We start from the raw sequence: 25,962 nt of genomic DNA on the forward strand, positions 1-25,962 counted from the left end.
ATATACTTTGTTCTCAAATAGAAAGGGGTGACATCATGTTTCGTCACAAAGCCTACAAGTTTCGCTTGTATCCGACGAAGGAGCAGTCACAGATCATGCGGCAAACGTTTGGATGTGCTCGCTTCGTCTTTAATTTCTTCGTGACAAAACAAAAGAAACAAGATGAATACTGGCACATCACCAACGAACTGTACCAAAGTGGCATGCTTCCGTCCAACGAATGGAAATCTCCCTTCTTCGATAAGTATGCATCGATCAAAGAAGTCAAAGAACTCAAGCAGAATCATGCATTTCTTAAAGAAGTAGATAGCATTGCGTTACAACATGCTGTAGAAAACGTGGCAGATGCTTATTCTCGCTATTACAAAAAGCAGAATAACGCTCCACGCTTTAAGAGCAAACGAAACCTTGTGCAGAGCTATACAACGAAGTGCGTCAACGGCAATATAGCGGTTGTAGAAAATTTCGTGAAGCTCCCGAAGCTTGGTTTTGTAAAGTTTGCAAAATCAAGAGAAGTTGAAGGACGCATTCTGAATTCAACGGTTCGTCAAAACGCAAGCGGTAAATTCTACATTTCAATCCTGTGCGAAGTGGACATTCACCCCTTATCCGAACGTAGTGAAGCCGTAGGTATCGACCTCGGCGTAAAGACCTTTGCGGTCTGCTCAACAGGTGAAGAAGTTGCCAATCCCAAACATCTTCGTCAATACGAAAAACAATTGGTGTTTTGGCAACGACGACTATCTCGCCGCACCAAAGGAGGGGCGAACTGGCAGAAAGCAAAGCTACAAGTCGCTCGCATTCATGAGAAGATAGCGAATTGCCGCAACGATTTTCTGCATAAGCTGTCAACGAAGTGGATTCACGAAAACCAAGTGATCTGCCTTGAAGACTTACAAGTAAAAAACCTAATGAAGAATCATAAGCTTGCCAAATCAATTGCCGAAGCGTCCTGGTTGATGTTACGCACGATGCTGGAGTACAAAGCATTGTGGTATGGACGCATCATTAGCGTGGTGGCAAAGAACTATCCAAGTAGTCAATTGTGTAGCGGTTGTGGTCATCGCCACAAAGATGTGAAAAACCTGAATTTGCGACAATGGGTTTGTCCGAACTGTGGAACAATCCATGACCGTGATGCAAATGCCAGCAAGAACATTTTGAAAGAAGGCTTACGATTAGTCGGCACATAAAGATGTGCCTACAGAACTGCGGGAACCGCAGGGATCGCTTGGTTGTTGAATTTTCTCAAAACACAAATTGTCTAAGAGAAAATATCGAACATTTCAAACCGATAGGTTTGATGACCCAAGAATCCCCCACTTCAAGCGTTAGCTAAGTGGTGGGAGTGTTCAAGGTTGAAGACCAAATGATCTGGGATAACACTATGAATCGCGAAGCCGTGTTAAGCAGAGTTGGTTTTTGGGGAATTCATTTTGAATATAGGGAAGGTAAGGTATTTTTATCAGATTTACCTGAAGAAGAATGCGAAAGAAAGATGAGGCTAAAAGAAAAAGCGTACCGAACCTATAGACGTACAATGAGCAGCCTACTAAAAATAAAAAAGTGAAGGCGTTATTAGACCAACTGCCAACATTTAAAGAGCAAGAGCTTTATTTGCCTTATCGGGCAAGTGGCGATACCGTTATATATATGTTTCCCAAAGATGAACCTAAGCAAGATCACAATGGTTTTGAGATTTGCGATGTGTTAATTTATAACCGTGATCGCGAAGAGTATTTTAGACTTAAAACGGTTGGGGATGGTTTTACTGAAATCCTTAACCATGGTGTTGCATTGCGAACAGGAATAAGTGACGGTGGTTACATGGTGAGATTAAGAGAGAATGCTTGGATCATAGAAGCCGATGGTGGAGGGAACTCTTTATTCCTAATGAATGAAGACACCGAAATGGAAAAAGAGTTTACAGTAGAAGATTTAAAAAAAGCTTTGTTAAGGAATTAAACCAATAGAACCAAAAAAAGAAATGTAAAACGAGATCTGTTGAAATATTGACAGGTCTTTTATATTTATTTGATTCAGGCATAACATACAGGGATTAGTACAAAATAGGATTTTTTTAAAACATTAAAGAGGGAGTGTCTTTTAATGACTAATGCTTATTTGAGACATGTAATATTCAAAGAGGACTTATTCATTTTTGGGTTTTATGAGGAAAAGGGCTTTTAGCTCTATGCATATTCATTTTAGCTTGTAAGAAAGTGATTATCAATTGAAAGTTTCTGAGGACATTTTCTTTACGGTGGTACCCATAAATCAACGTACGAATGGTTCCTGTCTGGTTTATAATATTATTATAGCTTCTCTTATCGGATTGTTTATTAAGGTTTCTAAAATATAGAGTTTAGGCGAAAATATCAATCAATTAGGGAGAGATTCGAATGAATAATACCATTCTGGCTCAAAATGTACTAAGTGAAGAAGAAGTTAAACGCAAAATTGTAAAAGCAACAAGTGACATGGATATGGAATACTTTGAAATTCCAATCACTCATGATCACCGAAGTGTCGATCAATATATGGGGATGCTTAGTGTATTCAAGTTTAACGATCCTATCCAGCGGAATGCCGATGCTTGGGATATTGAAGGCAAGTCTTTATTGATTATCTCGCTGATTGAAGGCATTTCAATAGGTGCTATCAAGGTGCAAGTGATTCGTAAAAGTGAAAAAAAATACCGGAATGTCCTCGATGGAAAACAGAGACTTACAACGATTAGAGATTACCTGAAAGGAAAATTCGCTATTCAATGTGCTCGATATGTGAATTCAATCGATGAGGAAGGAAATCTCATTTGGATTGATGTGAATGGAATGTATTTCAATGATCTTCCTGAAGCCTACCAACGTAAGATCAAGGGGACTTTGATACAAATTGAAGAGTATGATGTTGACGACTCTATGAAATTTGAATTATTCAAACGTTGGAATAATGGGGTTGCGCTTAAACCTGCGCAAATCAGAAAGGCAAAAATGTCTTATGAAATGATCCATTTTATCGCATCGGTTAAAGATCTCCCGCAAATTACTGCTGGTTTTACACCTAAAGGGATCAACAATGAAGTTCAGAATGATATGGTGCTGAAAGCGATGGCTGTTCTCTTAACCGAGAATAACACGGCATTGGATAACAAAACGCTGAACAAGATGTTGGATGAAAAAGCATTCATACCAGCATTGTTGGAAGAAACCAAGAGTGTAATTGATTTTTTGGGTGAAGTTTATCCGATTTTGGATGAAAAAGCACAAGCTAAGTCTTTTGGTACCTCGAAAACGGTATCCCTTTTGTACATCGCAAAATTAGCTAAAAGAGAAGGGATCGACATTCAGGCTTTTGCGAAGTGGATGCATCAATTCTTTGTGAAAGACTACCAAAAGAGTGGATATGGTTCTCAATCTGGCACTACAAAACTTGAAAATGTAAGAAGACGGAATGAAATCGTCCTTAAACACTATACAAAGCACTTTGAAGCTGCGGTTGTTTAATTATAATTAAAGCCGATTAAGCAATTACAAAACAAGGGAGTAGATAGAGTGGTCAAAACTACTTTTGAAACAAGTATACGGTGGAAATATTGGGCTAAACGAGTGACGAAAGTTGATGTTACAAAAACAAACGGATTTGCGTTCATAGGTGATTTTATTAAAGTTAATCAACTCGTAGAAGTGCGAGAAGGTGATTATATTTTAGTATACGAAGAAGTTGGGAGCGCAGCTCACCACAAACTCTACGTGACTTTGTATCAAATTCAAAATGGAGAACAAGTTGTTGCCGTTGAAGAGGTCAGTGGAATGGATTGGGCACTACAAATCCGCGACGAAGTAGCAGCTCTGGTGAATAACCAAGAAGTTGTTTCCCCTCTTTCTTCTGTAAGCATAGAAGATCTGATTTCTGAATTACAACGTCGCGGCGTAGAGATTAAAAATGTGAAGTCTTAGATTTACTTATGCATTATTAAAATAGAAAAACTCACCTAAATAAAGGTGAGTTTTTTTTTGTATCTCAAGATACGTCGGAGACATCGCGTTCCTCTTGGCTATCTGATCCATTTTCTTTGTTATTGATCGTATCTTCGAAATAAAGGTAGAAATGGTTTTTCATTTCTTTGTAGCGAGTTTGGACTTTATCTTTTTTTGCGCTTCCACTTTCAGTTGCAAGTTTGTATGCTGGAGGCATATTTTCAAAAAAATCGTTTGCCCACTCTTCAAACTTAGAGGGTGAAATGAGTAGAGCACTTTCTTGTAGTTCAAGAACCAACTTAAACAGAGTTGGAATGTGAACCTTACGAAGATATGGTGTTTTCTTTACAAAAGCTTGGTTCAGATAGAAGCTTGCATTTTGCATTTTACTTTTAAGTTCATCCTGAATCCGTTGATTTCTCAACTCCAAGACGAATTTTTCAATTTCTTTACCACTAAAGCCTGTTTCGTCTTTATGAATCATCGCAAGGATTTGGAATACTAACTCTTGATCGACATACCGTTTTTTCGAAGTCTTCGTTATATTCGCTTTGGTTTGGAAAAACGGAGTATTCGATACATCTTCAACGATCTTCAGCTTTTTCCCGCCAAGAAGTGCTCTTGTTTTTTCGATTTGACGCATTGGCATACCGCCGTTTAACCGGAAGAATAGTTCTTCGACCTCTTCCATGGAAGCTTCTTGAACGATGGTCATTTCAAATTCATAGGACAAAAAGATTTCTTTGAGTTCATCGGGAAGCTCAGAGAATTTTTTATCGTGAACCTCTACACCATTAATATCTGGAGTAGATTTCTCCAGAGCAAACTGATCATTAAAAAATGCTAATGCAACAGTAAGTCTCTGTTTACCGTCTATGATGCTAAGAATATTAGACTCTTTATAAGCAAAAATAGAATTTGTCGGCCATTTTTTCAATATACTATGCATCATTTTAGAACGTCTTTTCTTATCCCAAATGTCTGCGCTGCGTTGAATTTTTAAATCAAAGTTAAGCCGTTTTGTTTTATGATCCTTTATAATTCTCTCAATTTTAAACTTACTTGTACTTACCTTCACAAGTATTCCTCCTTTTTAATATAAACTTATATGTGAAAGCGAACATGAATTGATGAGAAAACAAGCCTCTTAGAGGTTAGCGTATGTTCACTTCGTAAAAAATATACGAGTTTCACATCATTTTCTACTAAGTTTTTTGAATATATAAGTTTAAATATAAGAGCAACGTTGAGTTCTTCAGGCTGAAGAGCTAAAGTAGATGTTTGTTATTGCATTGAGCAATGCTACGTAAATAAAAAAGATGTTTTTCGAATGTACTAAATTTCTTAACATGTACAACGATTTACGTAAATATCATTTGTTTTATAGTCTACAAAATATTAGCTTAATTAGATACAAGAAATACATTCCACTCCATCATACATTTTTTCGAAAATGGGCTTAATTTCCATGGAATTAGCGATGCAATAAAATCAGAATCATTTAATACTTGACATCCCGCACCTGTGAAATAGTATAACATTAATCTTTTGAAAAATGCCAATCAAAAAATAAACATTTATATTTTTTTGACAACCATTTGTTGAAGTTCCTCATATTATTCAGTCAATTATTCGTCTTCTTATAATATAAGTCATCTCCAATTTATCATCTTGCTATACTACTTCAAAAAAACATAATGTGATAAAAATATATGTACAAAAAAAGGACTGAATAACAAGTCCTTTTCTATGCTCTTACATCACTCGATGAAAGCATTAAACTCATCTTCTGTAATGAGTTGGCTGGCGAATGAGTCTATTTCGAGTATTTCAGGATCAAATCCCATGGGTATTTCAAAATGAAATCGTGTTTCATTATTCAGTTTGCAAATCAGATAAACCTCATCGTCACGATCCGCATATCCAAGTTCCACAGAAGTGATCGTTTTTCCTATGACACAGTTCGTAAAATAGTCATTTATTTTTACGAAGTCTTCATCCAGCTCTTTACCTTCGTCATCATCTTCTTGACTGGACCATCGATAATGAACGGGAAGTTCCGACTCATTTGAAAGCTTCACGACACCCTTTACATAGTAATCCACCTTAACCTCTTTCAAACATTCCACTTGAAGACCTACCAATGATTTAAAATGGGTGTTAAATCGTTCTCCAAATGTTTGGACAAATTTAAAGATTGCACTTTCACGGCTTCCACTTCCCATAATGTAACTTCCTCCTGTTCAATCTAACCATTGTATACTGAGTTTTATGACCAATGTATTGTATGCTGCTGATATCAAAAAAATAAAACCATGTGTATATGGAAAGTTAGCGCATATTTTTAAAATAGTTTTCCCACTCATTCAATTTATCCAGAGATAACTTCCGTTCTTTGTTAATCCGAATAAATTGCGTTCCTATGTTGCAGAAATTATCAAAAATTGATTTTCGACGATTAATTTCTCGAATGGGATAATCTTTGCTATCATATTTCGTACCTTTGATAAAGGCACTGGCATCTTCGAACGTATCGAACAGAAAAGATGTTTTTTCCAGGGTGCCGCTTGATACATTGTTGTGATCAATAATCAGATAGTGATTTTGGGATGAATCCCATATCGAAAATATCTTGTTCAAAAAAAAGAACTGATTATAAAATTTAAAGTTTTCTAAACGGATATCATCTTTGGTTAAAATACGCTGACAACGACCAATGTCCCCGTTTATGAGTTCAACCTTAATTCCGCGATGATGGTTTGGGGAATTCGTTAATAAGCGCTTCACATAACCCCTGGTCAGATTTCCAGTCGGCTGATCTTTCTTTTTTACAATATCCACTAACATGCCAATTTTAATATTTTTCCTTACGGTTCCATCTAACACTTCAATCCCTCCTTGTTTTTTATGACTTATTATAGTTAACAAGGGTTCGGCTGATTTCTACTCGTTTGGCGTACAAAATCCAATATAATTTGAAGATATATGTACTACAATACAAAAAGAAATTCAATTACGGGAACGAAAAGAGGAGGTTAAACATTGATTATAAAAGATATCTTAAAACGAATGGAATATGAACATTTATATGAGGCAATTCTGAAGTTATATCCCAATGAACATCAACGCATGGAAGAAGGTATTTATAAAGAGCTATGGGATGAGCTACAGGAACTTGTACCAGTTGAAAACCCTGATCGGATGACCATCCATGTACAATATGTAAAAGAATACGAAAGAGCAGAACAATATATGTGGAATGTTACGTACTCCTTGAATCGTAGATTTCACCATCAATATCGATTGCAATTTGCCACAAGGGGACAGATCGTATCGGCTCTTGTGAATGATCCAGATCTACAGGTTTTGTCGGCTGAAGAATATGTTGCTCATATCGTTTTTGATATTATGAGAGAGGGTCAAATGGAGGAACAAGAAGATGGTATTCGCTCGGTTGAACCCAAAAACCATCTACCTCTTTTTAATGATCATGCGGATTATCCTTCTGTGGAGAATCAAACAAAAGGGTTTGAATCAGATGAAGATATTGAACAAAAAAAGGCTTACTCATAAAGAGTAAGTTTTTTAGTGTTTATTCTATGTAACAAGCGGAGACGACCAGTTTTTGCGGAGAGGCGACGATCTCTAACAGCTCATGATCGTTGTATTATAAAGCACAGAAAAAAAAGAAAGGGAGAGGGGATCGAAATGCCCCTTTCCCTTTAAGAGAAAAACAGGTTGTAAAGGGTTTTAAGAAACCCTCAAAAACAAAGAGAAATAATTGATGTATATCATTATAATACAGTTTACTTTCTCTTTCAATCGAAAATGCATTCTTTTATAAAGATAAGACAATCTAAGCTTAAATGAAAAAGGACTCTATTGATAGAGTCCTTTTTGTGTATCCTTAATCTTTTGAGGAAAGGAGTCCAAATAACTGTAGAATTTTTAAAAATAAATTTAAGAAGTCAAGGTAAATATTTAGTGCCATGAGTGGAACGTCTTCTTCGGTAAGTGATAAGCGCTTGATCCTATTAAAATCATAGATGACATATCCAGAAAAGATCATGATCCCGAGAATCGTAATTCCCCACACAGCAATACTCCCCAATGGAAAGAATATATTGAGAATACTTAGGATGATCAGTGCAATTAACCCTGAGAACAATATACCGCCTAAAAAGGATAGGTCTTTCTTCGTAACCGTACCATAAATAGCTAACACGGCAAAGACAATGGCTGTTGTTAAAAAAGCGCCGCAAACCAAAGCTGCACCAAGCTTACTGGTGTAATGGGCAATGACCGGAAACGTAGTCACCCCGGTTAAGAACGTAAAAAAGTACAGGAATGGGTATCCGATTGTTTCTTTATTTTTTCGAGAGAATAGTGCAATAACGAGTATAACCAACTCAAAAATAGCTAAGGGTAAAAACAGAAAATCGGGTACGAATTGACCCAGTATAGCTCCAATACTTGCGACTATTAACGAGATTACAAAAGTAGATAAGATTTTTTGTTGAATGGCAGCGTGTGTGTCCATTTCAATCCTCCTTGTTTTTTAAGATGTTGTATCTTACTCATTCTGGGTTTAGCTTATAACAGAGCAAAGACGAATGAGTTCCTGTAGGAATAAAATTAGAAGAAACATTTATGATATTTGAGAAGCGTGAATAATACCATGAAAGAATGGAGGGGAGAAGGAGAATGAGATTCGGTGAAATTAATCTTTCCATAATCGAGTTAGCTGAACGTATTGAAAAAGAATCAAGTTATATCTTGGACATATATTATGAAAAACAAGATCGAATACCCACTAATGTGACAATCGTGAATGGAGACGTTGAAATCGTCTTTCCTGGTATCAATGATATGAGTGTATTTGGGATGTGTGGTGATCGATATTTAATGTATTGTATTCCAAATGACTTCGTGACAAAGCAAGGACATATGATTAGGGAACTTAGTGATATGCCTCTCATAAAAATACCGAAGGATCGTTATGTAAATATTCGCTATGAACGAAAAGACTATGGTTACAATGTAATGACGATGACAATAGGTGATAAAAACAGCTCTCCTTAAAGGAGAGCTGTTTTTATGAAGAGAGAGCAACAGTTGAATCCTCTCAGATATACTCTGGCTTACATGCACAACGTGGATCCAGTTTAATAATGGATGGACGGTTGATGATGCCGCGCTGAGCATAACGAATACACTGTCCAGTACCGCTTCTTGACCCATCGAAAAACGCAAGAAGATAACAAGATTGATCAACCATGTATTCATTCCTCTTGAACATCTTCGTTTTACTGTAATCATCAAGTGGAACGTGCTCTTCACGAGTTCCATAAACGGGATGCCGAGCCACATCAATAATGACATCTGCGTATTCCACCATTTTATGGTACCAGTAGATTACTTGCTCATCACCCCAAGCTTTCCATTGATTCAGGAATGGAACAGCTAACACATTTTCAATGTGAGGGTATTTTGCTTTCAAATGATTTGCACACCAAAAGAACAAACTGTCAAATCCTAAAGCTCCTCCTGAAACAAATCTTGTCATTCCATGATTTGCAATTAAATCTTCCATGACTTCTAAAGTGATACCGCGAAGATTTGTAACGATGGGATGATTCCGATTGTAACCACCGAGAGCATTACTATAACCTCCCATTCTGTCAGGTCGATGTCCAGTTGCTCCAACGGTAATTTTTCTCCAATCATCGATTTCCTGTAATCGCAATGGGGATCACTCCTTGTAAAGAAATTATTTTATTAGCCTGTAGTTGCTCGATTTTGGTATATCTCAGTTAGCAAATTTCGTGCAAACTTTTGATGTTGACTTCCATCCTCAATCATTCCCAGATATTCTTCAAGAATCTCTGTCAATTCAAATTCAATTTCATCTTTAAGTGCTGTAGCTATAATTTCCCCTCCTTTTTCCCATGGTAAAATAATTTGGGAAATTATTGATAACCTTTGACGTTATCCTTTCGTAATTCAAATTATTGATGACGAATACTTCCGCCAGCATTCAAATGTCCTCGTATATTCCCGCAGCTAACTGAACCGCCAGCATTCACATTTCCCTGGATATCATGGCAGGTCACTTTTCCGCCAGCATCAACATTTTGTCCAACCTGCTCGCAGGTGACAGAGCCGCCAGCATCTACATTTCCTTGCACATTGCCGTGAATCGTAACATTCCCGTCAGCCCGAAGGGATGACAGATCTCCTTCAAACTGTACATGCACAGTGCCTGACAAACCACTGGTTACGGTTTGTCCATCAACCATCACACAGTTGCCTACAATGGAGACATTCTTACCTGAAACCGTTATGCGTTGACCGTTAATAGTAATGGTATTCATAAACATTTCCCCTTTTAGTAAAAGATAATTTAATAATCCAACTATTAATCATGATCCCTTAGGTTAACATGATGTTTTTCAACCATACGATAGAAAATAGCATCGGGTTTAATACCGAGCGCTAATTTCGCCAGACCATCGGCAATTTCATTGAAATCGTTTCCTGTGTGAGCGGCGACTTTAACAAAGTTCACGTTCATATCAGGATTCGACGAAAAGAAATTTTGCATCCAAGTAAAGTAACGTTCAGAATACGTATTACTTCTTTTCCAGAAGCCGGTTGCATGATGAGCAACGCCTAAGTAGTCATGTAGAATCACAACTTGTAGGTGCCTATGATGTTTAGCATACTGTAGCGACATGATTGCCCCAAGCAGCTCTCCACCAATTTGTTGCATGTCGATAGCGTCAGGGTTGTTTCCTGGACCATTTTGAATATGCACAACTTTTTCATTCAATACTGCACAAATGCCAAATGAGTAGTTTGGAATGTTTTTGTTGTAGCTCCCATCGACATAGCAATAAAGAACGTCTGGTTGCATTTCTAATGCTTTTGTTACCTGGCTACCATCTCCTTGAAGAAAAGATTTCGCTGCCTCTTCATCTTCAAAGCTTTTATATTCTGCGCCTTTGACACCTGTTACGTATTCTTTTGCCTGATCCCATGAATTTAAAATGAGACCTCCAACTGATTTCTTGGTGATCGGGTCCTGTCCTGATCGTATGGCATAAAACTTTATTTTTTTCTTAGCCACCGTAAAGCTCCTTTCAAAATAACTTCACAACTGAAGCCCCTCTATATAATTCATAAAAATATAGTATGTCAGGTAACTTGAATTATAAGAGTTGAACAGCTTAAAGTCATATCAGAGGCGGCAGCGTATTCTCAAAAAAGAATTATCCTCTGACAAGATAAAAAATGAAGCAAGGGAGGCATTAACATGCCTCAACTACTTCATTCTTCGTCTTTTCGATAATGGTGTTTAATTCATCTTCGTTTAGACTTTCTTTTTGCTCCAAGGCTTCCGCGATTGCTTTGAGCGTAACAAGATGTTTCGTGAGTAATTCTACGGTTTCATCGTATAGTTGTTTCGCTAATGTGGATGCTTCATCAAGGATGGATACATAGTCGGGTTCTATTTCATCCAAATTCAACATACCCAGCGTATCACTCATACCAAATTCGGCGAGCATTCTTTTAATTTTCTTGGTTGCCGTTTTAATGTCAGAAGAGGCCCCTGTTGTGACTTCCATCTCATTTCCCAGTAAAAGATACTCGGCTGCACGTCCAGCATAGGAAATTTTAATATCATTAATTAAATCCCGCTTGCTGTTTAAACCCATTTTCTTCGGAACAATAAAGGCAACGCCGCCAGCTCCAGAGGTGGAAGGGATAATTGTAACTTTAGGAACATCGTTGTCAGTTAAAAGCTTAGATGCCAGTGCATGACCAGCTTCGTGCCAAGAAACCAAACGGATTTCGTCTTTGTGTCGCTTATCTCCACCTTTTTTCTTATGCCCCTTCATGACGATTTTGAAATAAGCATCATCAATTTCTTTTGCTGTGATTTCTTTTAGTCGCCGAGATGTTGCAAGGATAGACGATTCATTTAAGATCGACTCCAAAGATGCACCCGATAACCCAACGGTAAGCTTAGATAGGTTTTCAAGATCTACATCTGTCGCTAAAGGCTTGTTCTGCGCATGAATCTTCAGGATATCCAATCGACTTTTTTGATCAGGAAGATGAATGGCAATATGTTTATCAAAACGACCTGGGCGAATAAAGGCAGAATCCAAATCATCTAAACGATTCGTAGCGCCAATCACAATGATTCCTTCATTGGAATCAAATCCATCCATTTCTTTCAAAATGGCATTTAGGGTTTGGAGCTGTTCAGCATGAGAATCGCTGTCTCGGCTTCGACCAATAGCATCAATCTCATCAATAAAAATAATACAAGGAGCTTTCTTGCGAGCAAGATTAAACATGTCACGAACACGGCTGGCACCTGTGCCTACGTATTTTTCTACAAAGTCAGAGCCACTCACGGAGAAAAAAGGAACGCCAGCTTCACCTGCGAGTGCTTTGGCGAATAAAGTTTTACCAGTACCAGGAGGTCCATAGAAAATAACACCTTTAGGTAGTTTTGCGCCCATCATCGTATAGTTCAGTGGATTTTTCAGGAAGTCTACGAGATACTGCATATCTTCCTTGGCTTCTTCATGACCTGCAATTTGTTTAAACGTGGTGCGTTTGGAACCCTTTGGACTATGTTTGCCGCCACGATTTTCGTTCCCAGTAGAATCAAATTCCTTGATATGTGAGTTCCCGCTTATACGCTTTTGAAGAAAGGTCAATGTGCCGAATAAAATAGCGACCAAAATGAGTGTATTAACGAGATTTACAATGATATTTTGTATTGGACCTCCTTGTTTTTTGGATTCGTCGACTTCCACACCTTTTTTGAGAAGTTCGTCTTTAAACGATTCACGTCTGGGATTGTCTGTTGTGTACAATTGATTTTTCTTGTCCTTAAAATTAAAAGAAGGCAGGGAGAAATCTATATTTACAGATTTAATTTTCCCTTCATCCAGCATTTTGGTAAAAACCGTGTATTCAATTTTTTTAGGTTCTGGAGCGTTGGATAAGAACAAAATAAGGGGAATTAAAATCATACAAAGAATCCCTAAAACAATTAACTTTTTTCGATGTTTTACGATCCCATATTTCATTTTTTTCCAAAGTTCTTTCACGTATAGTCCCTCATTTCATATCTATATCAAAAATATTTATAGTCATTATACTATTATTAATTGTCTATAAGCAATAAGTATATTAATATTCAAACAAGTGTGCAAAAAAAAATAGCCACACCAACGGCATGACTATTTGCTTATGATATTTATGAATTCATTTGGATTATACATATGTTTGGCAACGGATTTTCGGCTGTACCCAAGCAAACGAGTAAGTTCATCTATACTTTTTTGGTGCCCAATTTGATAGTGGACCATCGTATGTCTTAATGATTGGGAAGTCACGTTTTTGGTTTCAATGCCAGCTTCCTTTGCGAGCGAATCAAACATACGCTCTATGGTCTTAGGGTTAATGGCAATCATGGGGGATTTCCCAGCACCAAAAAATAAAAATCCATCTAAAAACGAGGGATCAAAACTTTTTAATTTCCTCATATGTTCAAGATATAACCGAAATTCTTGGACCAAAAAAGTTGAGCATGGGACATCTCTTGTCTCAATGCTTGTTCGTTTGGGAATGACAATGGTGTTTTGATCCAAAAGGATATTTCCCCATTTGAGGATTAAAAGTTCCCACACTTTTATTCCTGTTTCCAATAAGGTCAGGAAAGCTACTTTATTTCGTCGATGCATCAATCTTAATTCTTCGGTTTTGCCGTAGAAAATACGTTGATCCAATATCTTGGTCATTTCATTGATCTCTTCATACGTTAATAAAACCTGTGGAGGCTGCGCGAGGGAATTTGAAAGCTCAATTTCAGAAGAAAAGTCCTCCGAGATGTAGTTCAATCGATATAGAAAACGGATAAAGCTACGTAAAGAGGAGCGTTTTCGATTGATTGTAGCCTCGTCATAAGGTAGTTCTTCGTCACGATCTTCATCGTGGTATGTTTGTAGCGAGAGAAGATAGGATTGGCAGGCTTGTTTGAATTGAAGGGTGTCCATTTGGCTTGGTAGCCCTTGATCTCGTATATAGAGAACAAATTGTTGCAAGTCATACCCATAGGTTCTTACCGTGTGTGAAGATCTGTGTAAAGCTTGTAATTCTAATGAGTAATACCGTATCCACTTGATAACACTCATAGTTACCTCCTTAACTAACTTTGGGCTTATGTACAGTATATCAAAAAAGCAAGGATAGTTAGAAAGTAGAAGAAAAGGTGAGGATTTGATAAAAGTCTATCCGATTATGAGAGTGGTTACATTCATTCCTACCGTCTAATCTGCAAGCTGAAGAACGTCATGTATGCATCTTCGTCAGGATATTTATCAGTCCATCCAGAGCGATACCCTCTGCTTTACGTTGGGATGTGTCGGTGCAGATGCTCTGGAGCATTCTCCTTGTACATTTCCACACTTTTAAGTTCTCCAATTTTGTTATAATGGAGGACGAGTAGCTCGTCGAAGTTCTCCCGTCCAGCCGTTTGAGTGCTCTAACATCCAGACGGCTTTTGATTTTGTTCATTCCTGAAAATCCATACTGATAGACAGGATCTTGAAAATGGGTTATGATAACAATAACCTTAACACTAAGGTGTATTGAAATTTATATTTCTTGTTTTAATATAAGAAATCAATTTCAAAACCGTAACACATGGTGTATTGAAATTTTTAGTTCTGTTTTTGAATTAAATCAACCGTAACGCATTGGCGTATCTAAGAAGTCCCTTTTCCGAGGGGCTTTTTTACTTTGCAGCATTGTAAATCTCTATGTCCGCCCCAGAATGACTGTGTTCCCGCTTGGCGTACCACTCGCCAGGCTGAATCACCGTAAACGGGTTGCCCTCCGCTACTACTGTAATTGCTACTGTCTCACCGTTATAAACCAACATTGTTATTCCTCCTATAGAGGACTCGTAGCCCCCGTATTAGTCCAACAAATGAACCAAGCACGATAAATGACGTCCTCACACATTTTCCCTGTAACAGTGAAATGTCGCTTGTTTTCTTCTTAAATAGCTATCATCTCTTGTGAAATGAAAGTTTGTTTTTTTGTTCGAACCTCAGTTTGATTTGTTCCATTATCCAGGAGTTGAAAATCTTTTTAATATAAAAGAATCACTTCTCTTCCCAATTCTCATCAAAGGTCAGATTGCTCCACGTAAGATCATCAAATCGATCGTTTTTACATGACCATAATGAGGTATATGTGATTTGAGTAGCATAACTGCCTCATGGAATTCCTCATAACTATAGCCAGCTTGCATTAAAAATTCATATTCAAATTCCATCCCTTCTCTATAGAAATTAGGAAAACCTTGTTTATTTACTGAATATTAATGATATGCCTATATAGGCAAGGAAATTATTTTTTTAGGCTATAGATTGATATGATCATGAAAAATTCGTCTATAATACAATATCTTATACATGCAGGAAAACATACGTTTGTTTTCGAAGGAGGGTTCTTTTTAATATGGACAAAAAGAAAAGCAACAGAGAGGCTGAAGTGAACCAGGAAAGAAAGCTTGAAAGATATCTAAAAGCTGAACTCAGGAAATATAGATTGTGGTCTTTTCTTGAACAACATGGTAGCGAAAGAAGCAAATATCAGACAGGTTACTATCATGCCTTGCAAAGTGTATTGTCCAAAATGAATAAAGTAAACATAAGTTAAGGGAGAGATATACATGTCAGTAGAATTCCATCGTTGCAATGTTAAAGATTGTAAGGGTTTTGTGATTTTCGATAATGCTGATTTCGATTATATGCATCCAGATGTAGTCGATGGGAAATATGAGTTTACGTCTACATGCTGCACGGAGTGTGGAAAGGGATATAAAGTAGTGCCACATCACGTGGTCGTCAGTGTAGAAGCTGATGAAGCTTTTGGCTATTTGGAACAAGCATCCATATCAGAATGGGAAGCGTATAAACGAGAGCGTCAATACGAAATGGAAACTAACCCTCATACTCGTATTCAACTCTTTTTGGTAAATCGAGGATATACCTATTCAGTTTCAGATATTGTAACTCAGTATCTAAAATATCAAGAAAGTCCTTGTTATTTGAGCCATTCGATGAAAGATTGTATTCACCATTTAGAAAATGAAGTTAAAGCGTTGATAAGTACAGGTGTTTAGCAAATACGAACTACAGAGCAGGTTTTTAAGATCTGCTCTTTTATTTTCGCTTTGACTTAAAATAGGAAGGATGGTAACTTACTCTTATAACATTGACTATAGAAAATGGTTTAAATATTTTGACTACATTGGAAATGAATCATAAGATTTAAAGATTACTGAGTGAAATAACAAGGACTAACTTCGGAGGGGAAATTGTGAGTATACATGGATGGGAACATTATGAATTAGACAAGGAAATGGCAGATGCTAATGTTGCAAAACTATTGGAAATATATATACGCGAAGATCAGAACTATATAAATAAATGCTGTGAGCACCTTGATATGTCGTCTTTGCTTTCTGAAGAGGGCAAAAAGAAGGTTATGGAGCAATGCCAACACTACGAAGAAGCGAAAATAAAGATCGCGTTAGAAATTGCAGACAGACTGACGAAAACGGAGTAGCGCTTGATCGTAAGGCTGATTCATAGGTAGAGCCGAAAGCATTCGTGATGTGATGGAGGAAAAGGAATGAATGATAAAAAATTAAAGAAAACCATTGGAGAAATGAGCGAGAGCCGTCACGTATGGATGATGAATCCTCAAACTAAAATCGTCCATAATCGAAAAGGAAAAGGATCTTATAACCGCCAGGCGACCAAAAAGTTGCCTGGTGATTTTTAAAAAAGGAGATTTTAATTTGAAATGGACAATAAAACGGATTTCTCTCGATTGATTATTGACGATGTCTTTTGTGGGTACTCTGCAAAAGGTGTATTGAGCAATGGTCAGACGATATGTATGTTTTTTGTTCAACATCGTACGTATCAAGACTTGGAATTCTCTGTGATTTTAGCCATCGCGAACAAGAAAAAACACATAAGAGAATGGATACTGGGAACGAGAGATGTATTGTCTGATAAGAGCACAGGAAAATGCGGATTAGAGGGTTTGATTTGGGGAAAGACAATGTTGAGCGCTTTTGAAAAGAATTTAAAAAAGGAATACCCAAATGGAAAGGATCAAGGAAAGGTTACAATCATCATTTACCCAACTGATTCCAGGAGAAAAAAGGTTTACACCCACGGTCTAAAGAAGAACGGATATGCAATCGCAAATCGGTGGGGGAGTCCATGTTTGTACAAAAAAATTGCATAGATCGTTGATTTTTTGAAATAGTTTAGAAAGTAACGGGAAGGTGATGACCTTGGTAGTCCATCAAACGAATACCAAGGTCGCCCTTCTCAGCTCATAAAAGAAAGGTTTGGTATGCTCATGCTATTAGGAAAGAAACTTGAAATGACAAGTCGTAGAGATTGGGAGAAAGCAGGCAAAAAGAACGCTTGTCGTATTTGTGGACAATTTATTGAGAACGATGAAGAGTATTATTTGGTTGTTGTGCCGTTTCCTTATGCCAAGCAGCATTCAAATTTCCTCGTACATGCTCATGAATGGGAGACATTTAGTGAAGGAATAACGGACATCGCCGTCCTTTTTGAGAAGCTGTCCAACACAGAGAAGCCGAATACGATCAATCATACGGTACCTGATGCAGAAAAAGTAGAGGCATTTCGAAGAGCTTTGCGAAAAAAAGGGGGCGTCACTTTAAAGGAAACCGCTAATCGCATCTATTTTACATTTTCAAACAAATCATCTTTTTACTTTGAAAAACGTTTTGGATACATTGAGAATATGAAAAAGAATTCAGATATCATGGATCGCATGTTTACACTCGATTATACAACTCGTTTGTATGAAGAATGGAAAAAGGAACTTAGGGAAACGGTTGAAGAGGGTTTTCGAGTTGAAAAGTTTTTTGAGAAAACCAAAAATATTTTAAACTATGATTAAAATAATTTCCATTTGGTTTTTTATGGGGAGGGAGATTTTCTTGAGGTTGCTGATTATTGAAGACGATGATCTTAAAGCAGACAAAGTAATTCATTGCTTCGAAGGGCATGATTATGAGAGAGAGCGATCTTATAACTCGGGGCTTCGCAATTTATTGGGAAGGAAGACGGTATATGATGGAGTCATATTGGATATGGGACTTCCTAAATTCGATGATGGTTGTCGTTATGAAGAAGATCATGGACTATTGATATTAGAGGAAATGAGAAGGAACAAGATTGAGTTACCTGTTTTGATACATTCCTCGAATCAATTTGACATTTCAAACTTCCCTAATGTGCTTGGTTATATTATTGCAAGTAACGACTCGATAGTTAAAGAGGTAAATGACTTCATTTTTCTTATATCATGAGTCAAGTACCAAAATAATCAGGCAAGTGTTGTCTCAACAAAATATAAATAGATTTCAAGAGCCAGTACGAGCCATATCTTAAAAAATCTGAAAAAGAGGGTTATTATGAAAAAATTATTTACTAATAAAGAAGAAATACTTCAAAATTCACTCTATCTTAATCAGATAATTAAAATTTATCGATTGCGAATAATCTGGTTCACATTTTTTATTATTCAAATAACAATAATAGCCTTCATTGGAATAATAAAAAACTGGAGCGACATAGAGTCTCTTTATACTGAGGTAGGTATTGGTAAATTGATCAGTAGCATTGCTACTCTTTTCGCTTTTTTCTCAATTCTGACCTTGGCAATAATACATTTGCTCAATAAAAGATTCCCAGGTTTCAAAGGCATTTGTTTTTCTTTATTATTTGGACTTATTGAAACCGTGGGATTCCTGGTAGTGTCTATAGCAGATGTAACATTAAATTCTTTCCCCTTTATCATCGTAATTTTAGAGGATTATTTTATTCTTGTATCCTTTATACTACTTCCGGAGATGTTCTGGAAGAAAGTTATCGATTTGTATCGTTTCATTTCTCAACGCATTTGGTAACATACTGTTAAATGGATAATTAGCTTACTAAGTGAAAATCTAATAATAAAGAAAAGGTAATGGCACTCGCTATTGCCTTTTTTGTGTTTGGAATTTCACTCAAAAAATATTGCCTATAGTCAAATTTAATGGTAACATTGACTAAAATAATGATAGTTGAAAGGTTTAATGAAATGGAGGTAACGATGGACAGGGATATACTTAATCATTTCATTGTGCAATCGAATCTAAAAAAGCAAAATGTTTGTTCTGCATTGAAGGATGTCATTGTCATTGACCCAGAAGGGGAATACAACATGCTGAAAAAAGCGGAGGGTGAATGTGATATTATCATTGTTCCTTACGGCAATTCAGGAGGAGATGTTATTTAAATGAATGTATATCAAGTGATCGAGACTGGACAGAAGATTGTACCTGCGGAGTTCAACTTTTTTCCCGAACCCATATTTTCTATTGTTTTATGCATTGCAATAGCCATTTTAATCGCATTACTTATAAGCGGTGAAATTGAACTATGTTATATGGTTGGTCCTATCATGCTTCTCATTGGTTTTTTTCTAATTTTCCCAACATCTTTACATGATTATCATGCAAGTACCAAACAATATGACTCGGATATTGAACATTGGAAAAAAGAGATTGCAATGCCGTACATTCATTCCTTACCTGTGAAGAAAAGCGAAGTTATATATATCAAAATCGATCCTGAACTCGGAACGGATGTGATGAACATAGATCCGTTTTATAACTTAACGAATAGCAAAGAAGTTCGGCGAACACCTGTGGTGGTGTCTTTTAAAGAGGAAGGGGAAGTGACTACAACTACAGATTGGCTAACGACTTCCATGGAACTATCTGATGGGGAAAAGCCATACATTGAATATCAACGTTTAGATCGTGACTTGGGTCATGATGTGAACGCAGGCATTTATAATGCGAAGATACATCTTCCGAAATCATACACCTTTACAGACATTAAGTAGAGAGGGGAACATCTTCTTGAATATCAATCAAATTATCGAAGCTGGTGAAAAAATTGTTTTAAAGGAACAGCATTTTCTGCCACTCTCGGCTGCCACAGGATGGAGCATTTTTATTGGAGCAGTCATTTTTTTTCTTGGTTTTGACTATCTGCTTTGGATTGTTTAGTGGTTTTCAGCGAATTGGATGGGATGGGTGTTTTAGACTTTTTATTGTAGGATACATTGTCTCATTCGCATTTACGTATATCACATTTAGACAAGATTATGTAAAAATACAAAACAAGTATGATTTTGAGGTGGAGAAATGGAAAAAGGAACAAGCTTATCATTACATTAAAGCTCTGCCGATAGAAAAGCTTGAGGTTATGAAGATTGAGACTGATCCCGAAGCAGTATTAAAAACGAACAGATTTAAGATGTTTCGTGATGTTAATGATAATAAGCTTGGACGAACGCCGCTTACCCTATCTTTTAAAGTAGGAGGCGAGGTATTTACCATAACGGAGTCGCTACAAACCTCTATGGAATTAGCTAATGAAGATAAGCCATACATCGAATTTCAAAATTTAGAGCGAGATTTAGGGCACGGTGTAAATGCTGGGGCTTATAACGCAAAAGTTCATTTGCCTAAATCATTTGCGCTCACAAACATTAATAATTAAGCGGGAGATGATTACCATACATCTGTATGAGATTAGATTTGAGCATTTTGCGCCGAAAGACTCAAAAGGTGGAATTTTATCATATCTTGGAGCTGAATCAGATGAGGATGTGTACGAATGGTTAAAGTCGAATCCGTTGTTATCAAATGAACAGTACATTACGACCACATTTAAAGATGATGAAGAGATCGAGTTCTGCGATGAGGATGGTGAATCATTTAAAGATCGAATGGTTCGGTTGCAAGGCAATATCAATGATGATGAGGCTGAATTATCAGATCTTTATTATGGAGCAACATTGCATGGTTGGAAATTGAAAAAAGAAAATATTACTTCAAAAGAAATAGAGACTTTGCGTTCTTTAGGTATACAAGTTGAAACAGTTATCCAATAACATATATGGAATTTTCAACTGTCTTGCTGGAATAGATTTGATCTATTTACATGAGGCAGTTTTACATAACACATTATTCACCATGAATGAAGAGAACAAAATAAAGGAGTTATATGATGCTGAGTTTTGATCCTACTGATTTTATACCGAAACCATTGTTATGGATTTGTACCATTCCGTTCATGATCTTGCTGTTGCCTATAGGATTTCTATATTGTTTGATTGGTATCCCCAAACGCTTGTTCATAAAATTCTTCCATTTCGAGAATATAGACATGACATTATTTTTTCGGTCATGAGACCAGGGTTTTATGTAGGAATGTTGCTTGCCATGTTTATTTCCTCAGTGCTTACAATGCCTAAGCGTCGGAAAATAAAAAAAGGAGGCTAAACGAAAATGATAGCTTTGTATCTTCTTTATTTCTGTATTTTTATGGTGGGGTATATAGTCGTAGAACCCAACCTTAGTTTTTTTAATTTCCTTCCGTATATGCTGATCGGTTCCTTTTTTTTAGCGGGTTATACCCGTCTTATTTTAGGAGATATGACAACAGCAGAAGAGAATCGGTTCTACAAAGAGGATCATCCATTGAGAAGGAATAGGATTGAGCCACTGAGCTATCAAAAATACTATCGGAAGAATGAGTATTCGATAGCGGACATCTTCGTCATGCTGTTTTATTTACCTGTTTGGATGCTTTATATGGTTGGTTATCTGATTCGCTTTGTGGCTCGCTATGTTCGAAAGATGATCATTACATTTATCAATATAAAAGTATATGTAAAGAGCAGATCTAAAGATTAGACAGCTCAATACGGTAGTGTGAAAGGATATATATATATATGATTATTCGTTTGTTTCATTCTATCTTAATATCTCTTGGCTACAGTTTTATTGCCATGTTTTTGGGATTCTTTGTAGGTTGGTCTTACCTCGAAGTATGTTTATATATTTTTATAAACATATTGGTGTTCTTCTTATATTTAGAAGTTGTTATTGATGACTTGTCTATTGCAAAGCAGAATCGGGAACTTGATCGTAAAAAAGAATGGTTAAGTTTTGAGAAGTATCTTTATAAAGAAGTGTATACTATTAGCGATATTTTAGTAATGTTGTTCTACTTGCCGATTTGGATTGTTGAGCTTATAGCTTATGCGTCTTACTTTGTTATCAAGGCTGCTTTTAAAAAATTAAAAAAGTGCGGCAATATGGTTGTTTATGCCAAAAAATCTAAAAGCAAAATGTAGACAGTTTAATGAAATATTTAAAGGTTAAGAGAGGATCGCCTTAGGAATCTGAAGTGAGGACGCAAAATGAACATTATATATGGAGATATTACAAAAGCGAATGTCGATGTGATTGTTAATGCAGCGAATGGTATTGGATTTATGGGTGGTATTGTGGGACGATTCATCAAACTTCCAGGTGTCGCAGAATCCATTCATTATGCAACTAAGGGAGATGTGGAGAAAGAAGCAAAGGAGAAATCAAGAAAACATAAATGGATTCCCAGCTTCTTATATGGTCATTGCAGTGGAGAGTGTTATGTCACGAACGCAGAATCTCTTTCATGTAAATGGATTATCCATGCAGTAACCATGCCGTATCCAGGGATGAGAACCACCATTCGAAAAGTTCGATTGCTAATACCCGAAATTATCAAGACAGCACAGTTACTAAAAGCAAGATCCATAGCAATCCCCCTTCTTGGAACGGGAACGGGTGGCTTAAATGAAGAAGAAGTTCTCGCTCTTTTTAAAGAGGAGTTCTCTCATGTTCAGGGAATAGACATTATCATTTTTAGAAAAGTTTAAGGAGGTTTTCAGGATGTCTCTCGATTTTGTACGGTTAAATACTGACCAGAAGGAAGTATTGTTGAAGGATTTGAAAAGTTTGATACAGTCAGCTCATCAGATGGCTAACCTCGTTCAACAGAATGAATTGGATTATGGTGTGGCTCATCAGATAACGGCTTTGATCGAATTTAATCACACGGATATAGCAAAAATGGTTGATTATGAGTCTTATGTAACTAAAGAACGTGAAGAACGGTATGTTGAAATCTGTGAAGTGAATAAGCGTAATCATGAATTGGAGCAAAAAATAGCTTCATTAAAGCCCATTGATGGATTAAAGGAGCAGTTATGTCAACTGAGTGATGTGGTGAGTGAATGGTGGAAAACGGATGGTTTTCACTATGTAAAGGATTTTCGCTTTTATTCCAGTGGTTGTGCTGGTATGACGTTTTGTTTCATGATGAAATACGGTTATTCGACAAGGCAATCCCCCATGTCAGAAAGATTGAACCAAAAAGCTTATATCGATAAACTTAAAAATGATGGATATGAAATTGAAGACATTGAAGGACATGGTCTTAAAGTTCTGGATACGCCAAATAACCGATCACTTTTACGTTCCTTGCTGATTGCTCGCTTTCCCTCTATACGTATGAATAGCTTTCGTAATCAGGCTGTAGGAAAAAATGATGATACGTATATACTGACGGGGATAGATGCAACCATTTTCGATTTATCGGATATACATCAATATAAAGAAGGAACGAATCCTCTCTGAAAAAGGGGTTCGTTCCTTCTTTATTGTGAAACTACCAATCAGCAATAATATCTCCGTTTTGATTAAATTTCCAGCCCAAAGTTTCAAGTTTCTTTTTAAAAGAGTATTGATTCCATACATTACTTCTTTTTTCAAAGCATTCTGCCCGTTGCGCATAAAGACCTTTCTTTTTTAGATCTTGCTCAAACGGCTCTAACTGTAAATAATGTCTACCGTCTGTATGAGTAAGAGTTTGAGTGGATACCCTCTTGCCTTTTTTATTAAAAATAATCCATTTTGATTTGCTTTCCATGTTTATTCTCCATTCCTTTATTGATTCATGTTTTTAAGAGATTCTTATATCCAAACATACCCTTGCGCATCTTGAATGAAATTCCCATGACGAGGTGGGTCAGAAAGGACATCTTTTTCAAATTCTTCCCAAGTATATACGACACCATATTCATTTTCGATTATCAAACGATCTTGGTTTTTCGTATAGAACTCTTTCATTTCGGGAACCGAACTATAGAATAATTCATTTCGCTTGAGAAGAAGTGTTCCGAATGCATACTGTCCGATATGAAGTTCTTTCACTTCATTTAGCACGCGTACCGTGGAGGGCAGAGTTGCCTTCTCTATAAACAACAGATCGGTTGTTTTCATGGCAGAGATTGCTTGCTCCAATTCAATTTTTGCCTGTTGAACTTTCAGATCTTTAAAGTAGTAGTTCACACTCAACGCAGATCAACTCCATTTTATATTTTGAAAACCAGCAGAAGTTTTTAAGCTAACCTCCTCAGAATGATTAATAAATCAACTTTCATATGTTCTTCCAATTAGTATATGCAGAACCGATCTAAAACTAATCGGAGGCAAAGGTGTTTTCTGAACGGAAAAGATAATATTGTGCTTTGGTGAATTTGCACTTTTGAATGAGTTCTTAAATGCATATGATGAATGAATTCTTATATATCAGTGGTTGAAAAAAAACACGTCGAAAGGAATGAATTCTTTGATTTTTACAGATGAAGAAATGAGTTGTTTGGCTGATTTACAGACAGAAATAAAAGGTCATAGTGACAACCCAAGACTCTATGTCGTTGTCACCTACGAGCAGATTCAAGTTGATAAACATGAAAACCGAAAATGCACCTATTTTGATCCAGAATCATCAATAACATTGGATTCGTTAGAAGAGATCAAGAAATTCGTCAAGAATAATCAAAGGTGGCATTTTGAAAGATTTATGGATGAGCAGGGTTTGTCCCCTTCTTTTGCGTGGCATCGCGCAGATGATCCTGCTTTTTGTTCATATTTTGAAAAATTTATGATTTCAAAACTCAATTTTTGCAAAAAGTTTAACGATTTACTGCCCCAAGACGTAGAACCCTTTTTTACGCGCAAAAAAGCAGAAGCTTACTTAGAAGAACATAGAAATGTTCTCCATCAAGAAGCGCATGTGGTGGAAAGGCTGGTTCCTATTGAAAGTGAGACAGGACAATTGCTAAAGATGTTATATCGCTTAGCACGAGAAGCAGCATAATATTCCAAACGTTTAAGGAGGGAGGCGGATGAGAAAAAGAAAGGCTATTAAGATAGCTGATCAAAGGGGATACAAGACAGGTCTTCAGCACTTTGTCATATGGGATCCACAAACGATTCGAGAAGCTTTTACTTTCTCAGGATACCAAGTGAAATCGGAGAAAGAAATGATAGAAGATTACGGCAGTGTGGAGGAATATTTGCTCTATGTTGCATATGTCACTCGGCAAGTCTCATAAGCAATCGAAATGAAGAGCAGAGAAGAGATGTTATTTGGTTTAGGTGTTAAATCTTATAAACAGGAGTGATTGAAATTGTCAACTCAATCTTATAAAGGATTGCAGCTTGAATTTTTAGAAGGGGATAGCTGCCCCATTTGCGGAACTCATGTTGTCATTGAGGAATCTGTTGAAGTAGATGGTTGGAGAGAGCGCTCAGAAGTAAGAGAGCATGCTCATGGTGGAAAGTGGGAGCATCGTAAATTTATTTGCGGATTAGTGCTTTCATATTGTCCAAATTTCAGAACAACAGAAATGAAAAAAGGGTATTTTTGTGTAAATGATCCAAGGTTGATCGAACGAGATAAAAAGAGAACAGAAATGAAGGAGAAAACGTTAATGTACATCAAACAATATGCCGATGTCGATGAGGACTTTAAGAATCGTCTGTTTGATCAAATAGATCGTACATTAGTTTAATCACCCATTGTAATTTTAAAATACTGATACAAAAGTAACACAATTATCTTGAAGGAAATCTTAAAGCAGATTATAGCAAAGGATG

The 25,962-nt window shown here is 36.7% G+C and carries 40 protein-coding genes; 27 read left to right on the forward strand and 13 right to left on the reverse strand.

The features are described 5' to 3' along the window. The first annotated feature begins 35 nt into the window (after positions 1-35). From tnpB to JOD82_RS09570, 5 genes are all read left to right on the forward strand, one after another. Positions 36-1,193, forward strand: a complete 1,158-nt coding sequence (gene tnpB, locus JOD82_RS09550; RefSeq protein WP_209948558.1) for an IS200/IS605 family element RNA-guided endonuclease TnpB — start codon at positions 36-38, stop codon at positions 1,191-1,193. Between the two features lie 176 nt (positions 1,194-1,369). Further along, positions 1,370-1,570: a hypothetical protein gene (locus tag JOD82_RS09555; RefSeq protein ID WP_209948560.1), complete on the forward strand. Its 201-nt coding sequence runs from the start codon at positions 1,370-1,372 to the stop codon at positions 1,568-1,570. Next, positions 1,567-1,965, forward strand: a complete 399-nt coding sequence (locus tag JOD82_RS09560) for a hypothetical protein (RefSeq protein ID WP_209948562.1) — start codon at positions 1,567-1,569, stop codon at positions 1,963-1,965. Before JOD82_RS09555 ends, JOD82_RS09560 begins: the two co-directional genes overlap by 4 nt. A 437-nt stretch (positions 1,966-2,402) precedes the next feature. Beyond that, positions 2,403-3,506 (forward strand): DUF262 domain-containing protein, encoded by a 1,104-nt coding sequence (locus JOD82_RS09565; RefSeq protein WP_209948564.1) that lies wholly within the window; start codon positions 2,403-2,405, stop codon positions 3,504-3,506. A gap of 48 nt (positions 3,507-3,554) precedes the next feature. After that, complete coding sequence (locus JOD82_RS09570) at positions 3,555-3,959, forward strand: hypothetical protein (RefSeq protein WP_209948566.1); 405 nt, start codon at positions 3,555-3,557, stop codon at positions 3,957-3,959. 64 nt (positions 3,960-4,023) lie between these two features. Here JOD82_RS09570 and JOD82_RS09575 read toward each other — a convergent pair whose 3' ends face one another. From JOD82_RS09575 to JOD82_RS29600, 3 genes are all read right to left on the reverse strand, one after another. Next, entirely contained in the window at positions 4,024-5,058 is a 1,035-nt protein-coding gene (locus JOD82_RS09575) for a DUF262 domain-containing protein (protein ID WP_209948568.1), read from the reverse strand. Positions 5,059-5,740: 682 nt separating this feature from the next. Next, a complete protein-coding gene (locus JOD82_RS29085; RefSeq protein WP_245248962.1) occupies positions 5,741-6,205 on the reverse strand; it encodes a hypothetical protein in 465 nt (154 codons plus the stop codon). 106 nt (positions 6,206-6,311) lie between these two features. Further along, positions 6,312-6,866, reverse strand: coding sequence for a YwbE family protein (locus JOD82_RS29600; protein ID WP_209948570.1), 555 nt, complete (start codon positions 6,864-6,866; stop codon positions 6,312-6,314). A gap of 156 nt (positions 6,867-7,022) precedes the next feature. Between JOD82_RS29600 and JOD82_RS09590 the strand changes: the two genes are divergently transcribed. Beyond that, the gene (locus JOD82_RS09590) at positions 7,023-7,553 is read left to right on the forward strand and encodes a DUF6557 family protein (protein WP_209948572.1); all 531 of its coding nucleotides are present in this window, start codon (positions 7,023-7,025) and stop codon (positions 7,551-7,553) included. A 334-nt stretch (positions 7,554-7,887) separates the two neighbouring features. On the opposite strand, the gene JOD82_RS09595 is transcribed toward JOD82_RS09590, so the two are convergent. After that, entirely contained in the window at positions 7,888-8,520 is a 633-nt protein-coding gene (locus tag JOD82_RS09595; RefSeq protein WP_209948574.1) for a Bax inhibitor-1/YccA family protein, read from the reverse strand. Between the two features lie 164 nt (positions 8,521-8,684). Between JOD82_RS09595 and JOD82_RS09600 the strand changes: the two genes are divergently transcribed. Further along, positions 8,685-9,062 (forward strand): hypothetical protein, encoded by a 378-nt coding sequence (locus JOD82_RS09600; protein WP_209948576.1) that lies wholly within the window; start codon positions 8,685-8,687, stop codon positions 9,060-9,062. Positions 9,063-9,105: 43 nt separating this feature from the next. Here JOD82_RS09600 and JOD82_RS09605 read toward each other — a convergent pair whose 3' ends face one another. From JOD82_RS09605 to JOD82_RS09635, 7 genes are all read right to left on the reverse strand, one after another. Beyond that, positions 9,106-9,726, reverse strand: coding sequence for an SLOG family protein (locus JOD82_RS09605; protein ID WP_209948577.1), 621 nt, complete (start codon positions 9,724-9,726; stop codon positions 9,106-9,108). Positions 9,727-9,988: 262 nt separating this feature from the next. Then, entirely contained in the window at positions 9,989-10,354 is a 366-nt protein-coding gene (locus tag JOD82_RS09610) for a hypothetical protein (protein WP_209948579.1), read from the reverse strand. Between the two features lie 44 nt (positions 10,355-10,398). Beyond that, on the reverse strand, positions 10,399-11,109 hold the full coding sequence (locus JOD82_RS09615; protein ID WP_209948581.1) for a ribonuclease H1 domain-containing protein: 711 nt from the start codon (positions 11,107-11,109) through the stop codon (positions 10,399-10,401). Positions 11,110-11,290: 181 nt separating this feature from the next. Further along, the gene (locus JOD82_RS09620) at positions 11,291-13,111 is read right to left on the reverse strand and encodes an ATP-dependent metallopeptidase FtsH/Yme1/Tma family protein (protein ID WP_209948583.1); all 1,821 of its coding nucleotides are present in this window, start codon (positions 13,109-13,111) and stop codon (positions 11,291-11,293) included. A gap of 132 nt (positions 13,112-13,243) precedes the next feature. Further along, positions 13,244-14,197, reverse strand: coding sequence for a tyrosine-type recombinase/integrase (locus tag JOD82_RS09625; RefSeq protein WP_209948585.1), 954 nt, complete (start codon positions 14,195-14,197; stop codon positions 13,244-13,246). Between the two features lie 157 nt (positions 14,198-14,354). Then, positions 14,355-14,579, reverse strand: coding sequence for a hypothetical protein (locus JOD82_RS09630; RefSeq protein WP_209948587.1), 225 nt, complete (start codon positions 14,577-14,579; stop codon positions 14,355-14,357). A 220-nt stretch (positions 14,580-14,799) separates the two neighbouring features. Then, positions 14,800-14,946, reverse strand: coding sequence for a hypothetical protein (locus JOD82_RS09635; protein ID WP_209948588.1), 147 nt, complete (start codon positions 14,944-14,946; stop codon positions 14,800-14,802). A gap of 584 nt (positions 14,947-15,530) precedes the next feature. Here JOD82_RS09635 and JOD82_RS09640 point away from each other — a divergent pair. From JOD82_RS09640 to JOD82_RS09720, 17 genes are all read left to right on the forward strand, one after another. After that, positions 15,531-15,731 carry a hypothetical protein gene (locus JOD82_RS09640; protein ID WP_209948590.1) on the forward strand — a complete coding sequence of 67 codons (201 nt, stop codon included), beginning with the start codon at positions 15,531-15,533 and terminating at the stop codon, positions 15,729-15,731. Positions 15,732-15,744: 13 nt separating this feature from the next. Continuing rightward, entirely contained in the window at positions 15,745-16,197 is a 453-nt protein-coding gene (locus tag JOD82_RS09645; RefSeq protein WP_209948592.1) for a hypothetical protein, read from the forward strand. 197 nt (positions 16,198-16,394) lie between these two features. Continuing rightward, a complete protein-coding gene (locus JOD82_RS09650; protein ID WP_209948594.1) occupies positions 16,395-16,643 on the forward strand; it encodes a hypothetical protein in 249 nt (82 codons plus the stop codon). A 66-nt stretch (positions 16,644-16,709) separates the two neighbouring features. Next, positions 16,710-16,862, forward strand: coding sequence for a hypothetical protein (locus JOD82_RS09655; protein ID WP_209948596.1), 153 nt, complete (start codon positions 16,710-16,712; stop codon positions 16,860-16,862). A 21-nt stretch (positions 16,863-16,883) separates the two neighbouring features. Then, positions 16,884-17,336, forward strand: coding sequence for a hypothetical protein (locus JOD82_RS09660; protein ID WP_209948598.1), 453 nt, complete (start codon positions 16,884-16,886; stop codon positions 17,334-17,336). A gap of 141 nt (positions 17,337-17,477) precedes the next feature. Then, positions 17,478-18,029: a hypothetical protein gene (locus JOD82_RS09665; protein ID WP_209948600.1), complete on the forward strand. Its 552-nt coding sequence runs from the start codon at positions 17,478-17,480 to the stop codon at positions 18,027-18,029. A 40-nt stretch (positions 18,030-18,069) separates the two neighbouring features. Continuing rightward, positions 18,070-18,441: a response regulator transcription factor family protein gene (locus tag JOD82_RS09670; RefSeq protein ID WP_209948602.1), complete on the forward strand. Its 372-nt coding sequence runs from the start codon at positions 18,070-18,072 to the stop codon at positions 18,439-18,441. Between the two features lie 105 nt (positions 18,442-18,546). Then, positions 18,547-19,041, forward strand: a complete 495-nt coding sequence (locus JOD82_RS09675; protein ID WP_209948603.1) for a hypothetical protein — start codon at positions 18,547-18,549, stop codon at positions 19,039-19,041. Positions 19,042-19,226: 185 nt separating this feature from the next. Next, positions 19,227-19,412 carry a hypothetical protein gene (locus tag JOD82_RS09680; RefSeq protein WP_209948605.1) on the forward strand — a complete coding sequence of 62 codons (186 nt, stop codon included), beginning with the start codon at positions 19,227-19,229 and terminating at the stop codon, positions 19,410-19,412. Continuing rightward, positions 19,413-20,024 carry a hypothetical protein gene (locus JOD82_RS09685; RefSeq protein ID WP_209948607.1) on the forward strand — a complete coding sequence of 204 codons (612 nt, stop codon included), beginning with the start codon at positions 19,413-19,415 and terminating at the stop codon, positions 20,022-20,024. A gap of 16 nt (positions 20,025-20,040) precedes the next feature. Continuing rightward, complete coding sequence (locus JOD82_RS09690) at positions 20,041-20,190, forward strand: hypothetical protein (RefSeq protein ID WP_209948608.1); 150 nt, start codon at positions 20,041-20,043, stop codon at positions 20,188-20,190. Next, a complete protein-coding gene (locus tag JOD82_RS09695) occupies positions 20,138-20,686 on the forward strand; it encodes a hypothetical protein (RefSeq protein ID WP_209948610.1) in 549 nt (182 codons plus the stop codon). Before JOD82_RS09690 ends, JOD82_RS09695 begins: the two co-directional genes overlap by 53 nt. A 7-nt stretch (positions 20,687-20,693) precedes the next feature. Next, positions 20,694-21,080, forward strand: coding sequence for a hypothetical protein (locus tag JOD82_RS09700; RefSeq protein WP_209949218.1), 387 nt, complete (start codon positions 20,694-20,696; stop codon positions 21,078-21,080). Positions 21,081-21,477: 397 nt separating this feature from the next. Next, the gene (locus tag JOD82_RS09705) at positions 21,478-21,885 is read left to right on the forward strand and encodes a hypothetical protein (RefSeq protein ID WP_245248963.1); all 408 of its coding nucleotides are present in this window, start codon (positions 21,478-21,480) and stop codon (positions 21,883-21,885) included. A 38-nt stretch (positions 21,886-21,923) separates the two neighbouring features. Then, positions 21,924-22,328: a hypothetical protein gene (locus JOD82_RS09710; protein WP_209948612.1), complete on the forward strand. Its 405-nt coding sequence runs from the start codon at positions 21,924-21,926 to the stop codon at positions 22,326-22,328. Between the two features lie 66 nt (positions 22,329-22,394). Beyond that, on the forward strand, positions 22,395-22,895 hold the full coding sequence (locus tag JOD82_RS09715) for a macro domain-containing protein (RefSeq protein ID WP_209948614.1): 501 nt from the start codon (positions 22,395-22,397) through the stop codon (positions 22,893-22,895). A 13-nt stretch (positions 22,896-22,908) separates the two neighbouring features. Continuing rightward, positions 22,909-23,655 carry a hypothetical protein gene (locus JOD82_RS09720; protein ID WP_209948616.1) on the forward strand — a complete coding sequence of 249 codons (747 nt, stop codon included), beginning with the start codon at positions 22,909-22,911 and terminating at the stop codon, positions 23,653-23,655. A gap of 31 nt (positions 23,656-23,686) precedes the next feature. Here JOD82_RS09720 and JOD82_RS09725 read toward each other — a convergent pair whose 3' ends face one another. Next, positions 23,687-23,947, reverse strand: a complete 261-nt coding sequence (locus JOD82_RS09725) for a hypothetical protein (RefSeq protein ID WP_209948618.1) — start codon at positions 23,945-23,947, stop codon at positions 23,687-23,689. A gap of 44 nt (positions 23,948-23,991) precedes the next feature. Beyond that, positions 23,992-24,369 carry a hypothetical protein gene (locus tag JOD82_RS09730; protein WP_312887688.1) on the reverse strand — a complete coding sequence of 126 codons (378 nt, stop codon included), beginning with the start codon at positions 24,367-24,369 and terminating at the stop codon, positions 23,992-23,994. Between the two features lie 271 nt (positions 24,370-24,640). Here JOD82_RS09730 and JOD82_RS09735 point away from each other — a divergent pair, with 271 nt between their 5' ends. The 3 genes from JOD82_RS09735 (at position 24,641) to JOD82_RS09745 (ending at position 25,877) form a co-directional block, all read left to right on the forward strand. Continuing rightward, on the forward strand, positions 24,641-25,180 hold the full coding sequence (locus JOD82_RS09735; protein WP_245248964.1) for a hypothetical protein: 540 nt from the start codon (positions 24,641-24,643) through the stop codon (positions 25,178-25,180). Positions 25,181-25,208: 28 nt separating this feature from the next. Next, a complete protein-coding gene (locus tag JOD82_RS09740; RefSeq protein ID WP_209948623.1) occupies positions 25,209-25,418 on the forward strand; it encodes a hypothetical protein in 210 nt (69 codons plus the stop codon). 75 nt (positions 25,419-25,493) lie between these two features. Next, positions 25,494-25,877 (forward strand): hypothetical protein, encoded by a 384-nt coding sequence (locus JOD82_RS09745; protein WP_209948625.1) that lies wholly within the window; start codon positions 25,494-25,496, stop codon positions 25,875-25,877. Positions 25,878-25,962: the final 85 nt, after the last annotated feature.

The sequence above is a fragment of the Paenibacillus sp. 1182 genome (assembly GCF_017833915.1).
GTDB classification, from domain to species: domain Bacteria; phylum Bacillota; class Bacilli; order Paenibacillales; family Paenibacillaceae; genus Paenibacillus; species Paenibacillus polymyxa_D.

Excerpts from the sequence above, each read along its gene's own strand:
- tnpB (WP_209948558.1), top strand. The coding sequence starts at position 36 with ATGTTTCGTCACAAAGCCTACAAGTTTCGCTTGTATCCGACGAAGGAG.
- JOD82_RS09555 (WP_209948560.1), top strand. The coding sequence starts at position 1,370 with ATGATCTGGGATAACACTATGAATCGCGAAGCCGTGTTAAGCAGAGTT.
- JOD82_RS09565 (WP_209948564.1), top strand. The coding sequence starts at position 2,403 with ATGAATAATACCATTCTGGCTCAAAATGTACTAAGTGAAGAAGAAGTT.
- JOD82_RS29085 (WP_245248962.1), bottom strand. The coding sequence starts at position 6,205 with ATGGGAAGTGGAAGCCGTGAAAGTGCAATCTTTAAATTTGTCCAAACA.
- JOD82_RS09595 (WP_209948574.1), bottom strand. The coding sequence starts at position 8,520 with ATGGACACACACGCTGCCATTCAACAAAAAATCTTATCTACTTTTGTA.
- JOD82_RS09600 (WP_209948576.1), top strand. The coding sequence starts at position 8,685 with ATGAGATTCGGTGAAATTAATCTTTCCATAATCGAGTTAGCTGAACGT.
- JOD82_RS09610 (WP_209948579.1), bottom strand. The coding sequence starts at position 10,354 with ATGAATACCATTACTATTAACGGTCAACGCATAACGGTTTCAGGTAAG.
- JOD82_RS09625 (WP_209948585.1), bottom strand. The coding sequence starts at position 14,197 with ATGAGTGTTATCAAGTGGATACGGTATTACTCATTAGAATTACAAGCT.
- JOD82_RS09630 (WP_209948587.1), bottom strand. The coding sequence starts at position 14,579 with ATGAACAAAATCAAAAGCCGTCTGGATGTTAGAGCACTCAAACGGCTG.
- JOD82_RS09635 (WP_209948588.1), bottom strand. The coding sequence starts at position 14,946 with ATGTTGGTTTATAACGGTGAGACAGTAGCAATTACAGTAGTAGCGGAG.
- JOD82_RS09640 (WP_209948590.1), top strand. The coding sequence starts at position 15,531 with ATGGACAAAAAGAAAAGCAACAGAGAGGCTGAAGTGAACCAGGAAAGA.
- JOD82_RS09645 (WP_209948592.1), top strand. The coding sequence starts at position 15,745 with ATGTCAGTAGAATTCCATCGTTGCAATGTTAAAGATTGTAAGGGTTTT.
- JOD82_RS09655 (WP_209948596.1), top strand. The coding sequence starts at position 16,710 with ATGAATGATAAAAAATTAAAGAAAACCATTGGAGAAATGAGCGAGAGC.
- JOD82_RS09660 (WP_209948598.1), top strand. The coding sequence starts at position 16,884 with ATGGACAATAAAACGGATTTCTCTCGATTGATTATTGACGATGTCTTT.
- JOD82_RS09665 (WP_209948600.1), top strand. The coding sequence starts at position 17,478 with ATGACAAGTCGTAGAGATTGGGAGAAAGCAGGCAAAAAGAACGCTTGT.
- JOD82_RS09675 (WP_209948603.1), top strand. The coding sequence starts at position 18,547 with ATGAAAAAATTATTTACTAATAAAGAAGAAATACTTCAAAATTCACTC.
- JOD82_RS09680 (WP_209948605.1), top strand. The coding sequence starts at position 19,227 with ATGGACAGGGATATACTTAATCATTTCATTGTGCAATCGAATCTAAAA.
- JOD82_RS09685 (WP_209948607.1), top strand. The coding sequence starts at position 19,413 with ATGAATGTATATCAAGTGATCGAGACTGGACAGAAGATTGTACCTGCG.
- JOD82_RS09700 (WP_209949218.1), top strand. The coding sequence starts at position 20,694 with ATGATTACCATACATCTGTATGAGATTAGATTTGAGCATTTTGCGCCG.
- JOD82_RS09705 (WP_245248963.1), top strand. The coding sequence starts at position 21,478 with ATGATAGCTTTGTATCTTCTTTATTTCTGTATTTTTATGGTGGGGTAT.
- JOD82_RS09710 (WP_209948612.1), top strand. The coding sequence starts at position 21,924 with ATGATTATTCGTTTGTTTCATTCTATCTTAATATCTCTTGGCTACAGT.
- JOD82_RS09715 (WP_209948614.1), top strand. The coding sequence starts at position 22,395 with ATGAACATTATATATGGAGATATTACAAAAGCGAATGTCGATGTGATT.
- JOD82_RS09720 (WP_209948616.1), top strand. The coding sequence starts at position 22,909 with ATGTCTCTCGATTTTGTACGGTTAAATACTGACCAGAAGGAAGTATTG.
- JOD82_RS09725 (WP_209948618.1), bottom strand. The coding sequence starts at position 23,947 with ATGGAAAGCAAATCAAAATGGATTATTTTTAATAAAAAAGGCAAGAGG.
- JOD82_RS09735 (WP_245248964.1), top strand. The coding sequence starts at position 24,641 with ATGAATTCTTTGATTTTTACAGATGAAGAAATGAGTTGTTTGGCTGAT.
- JOD82_RS09740 (WP_209948623.1), top strand. The coding sequence starts at position 25,209 with ATGAGAAAAAGAAAGGCTATTAAGATAGCTGATCAAAGGGGATACAAG.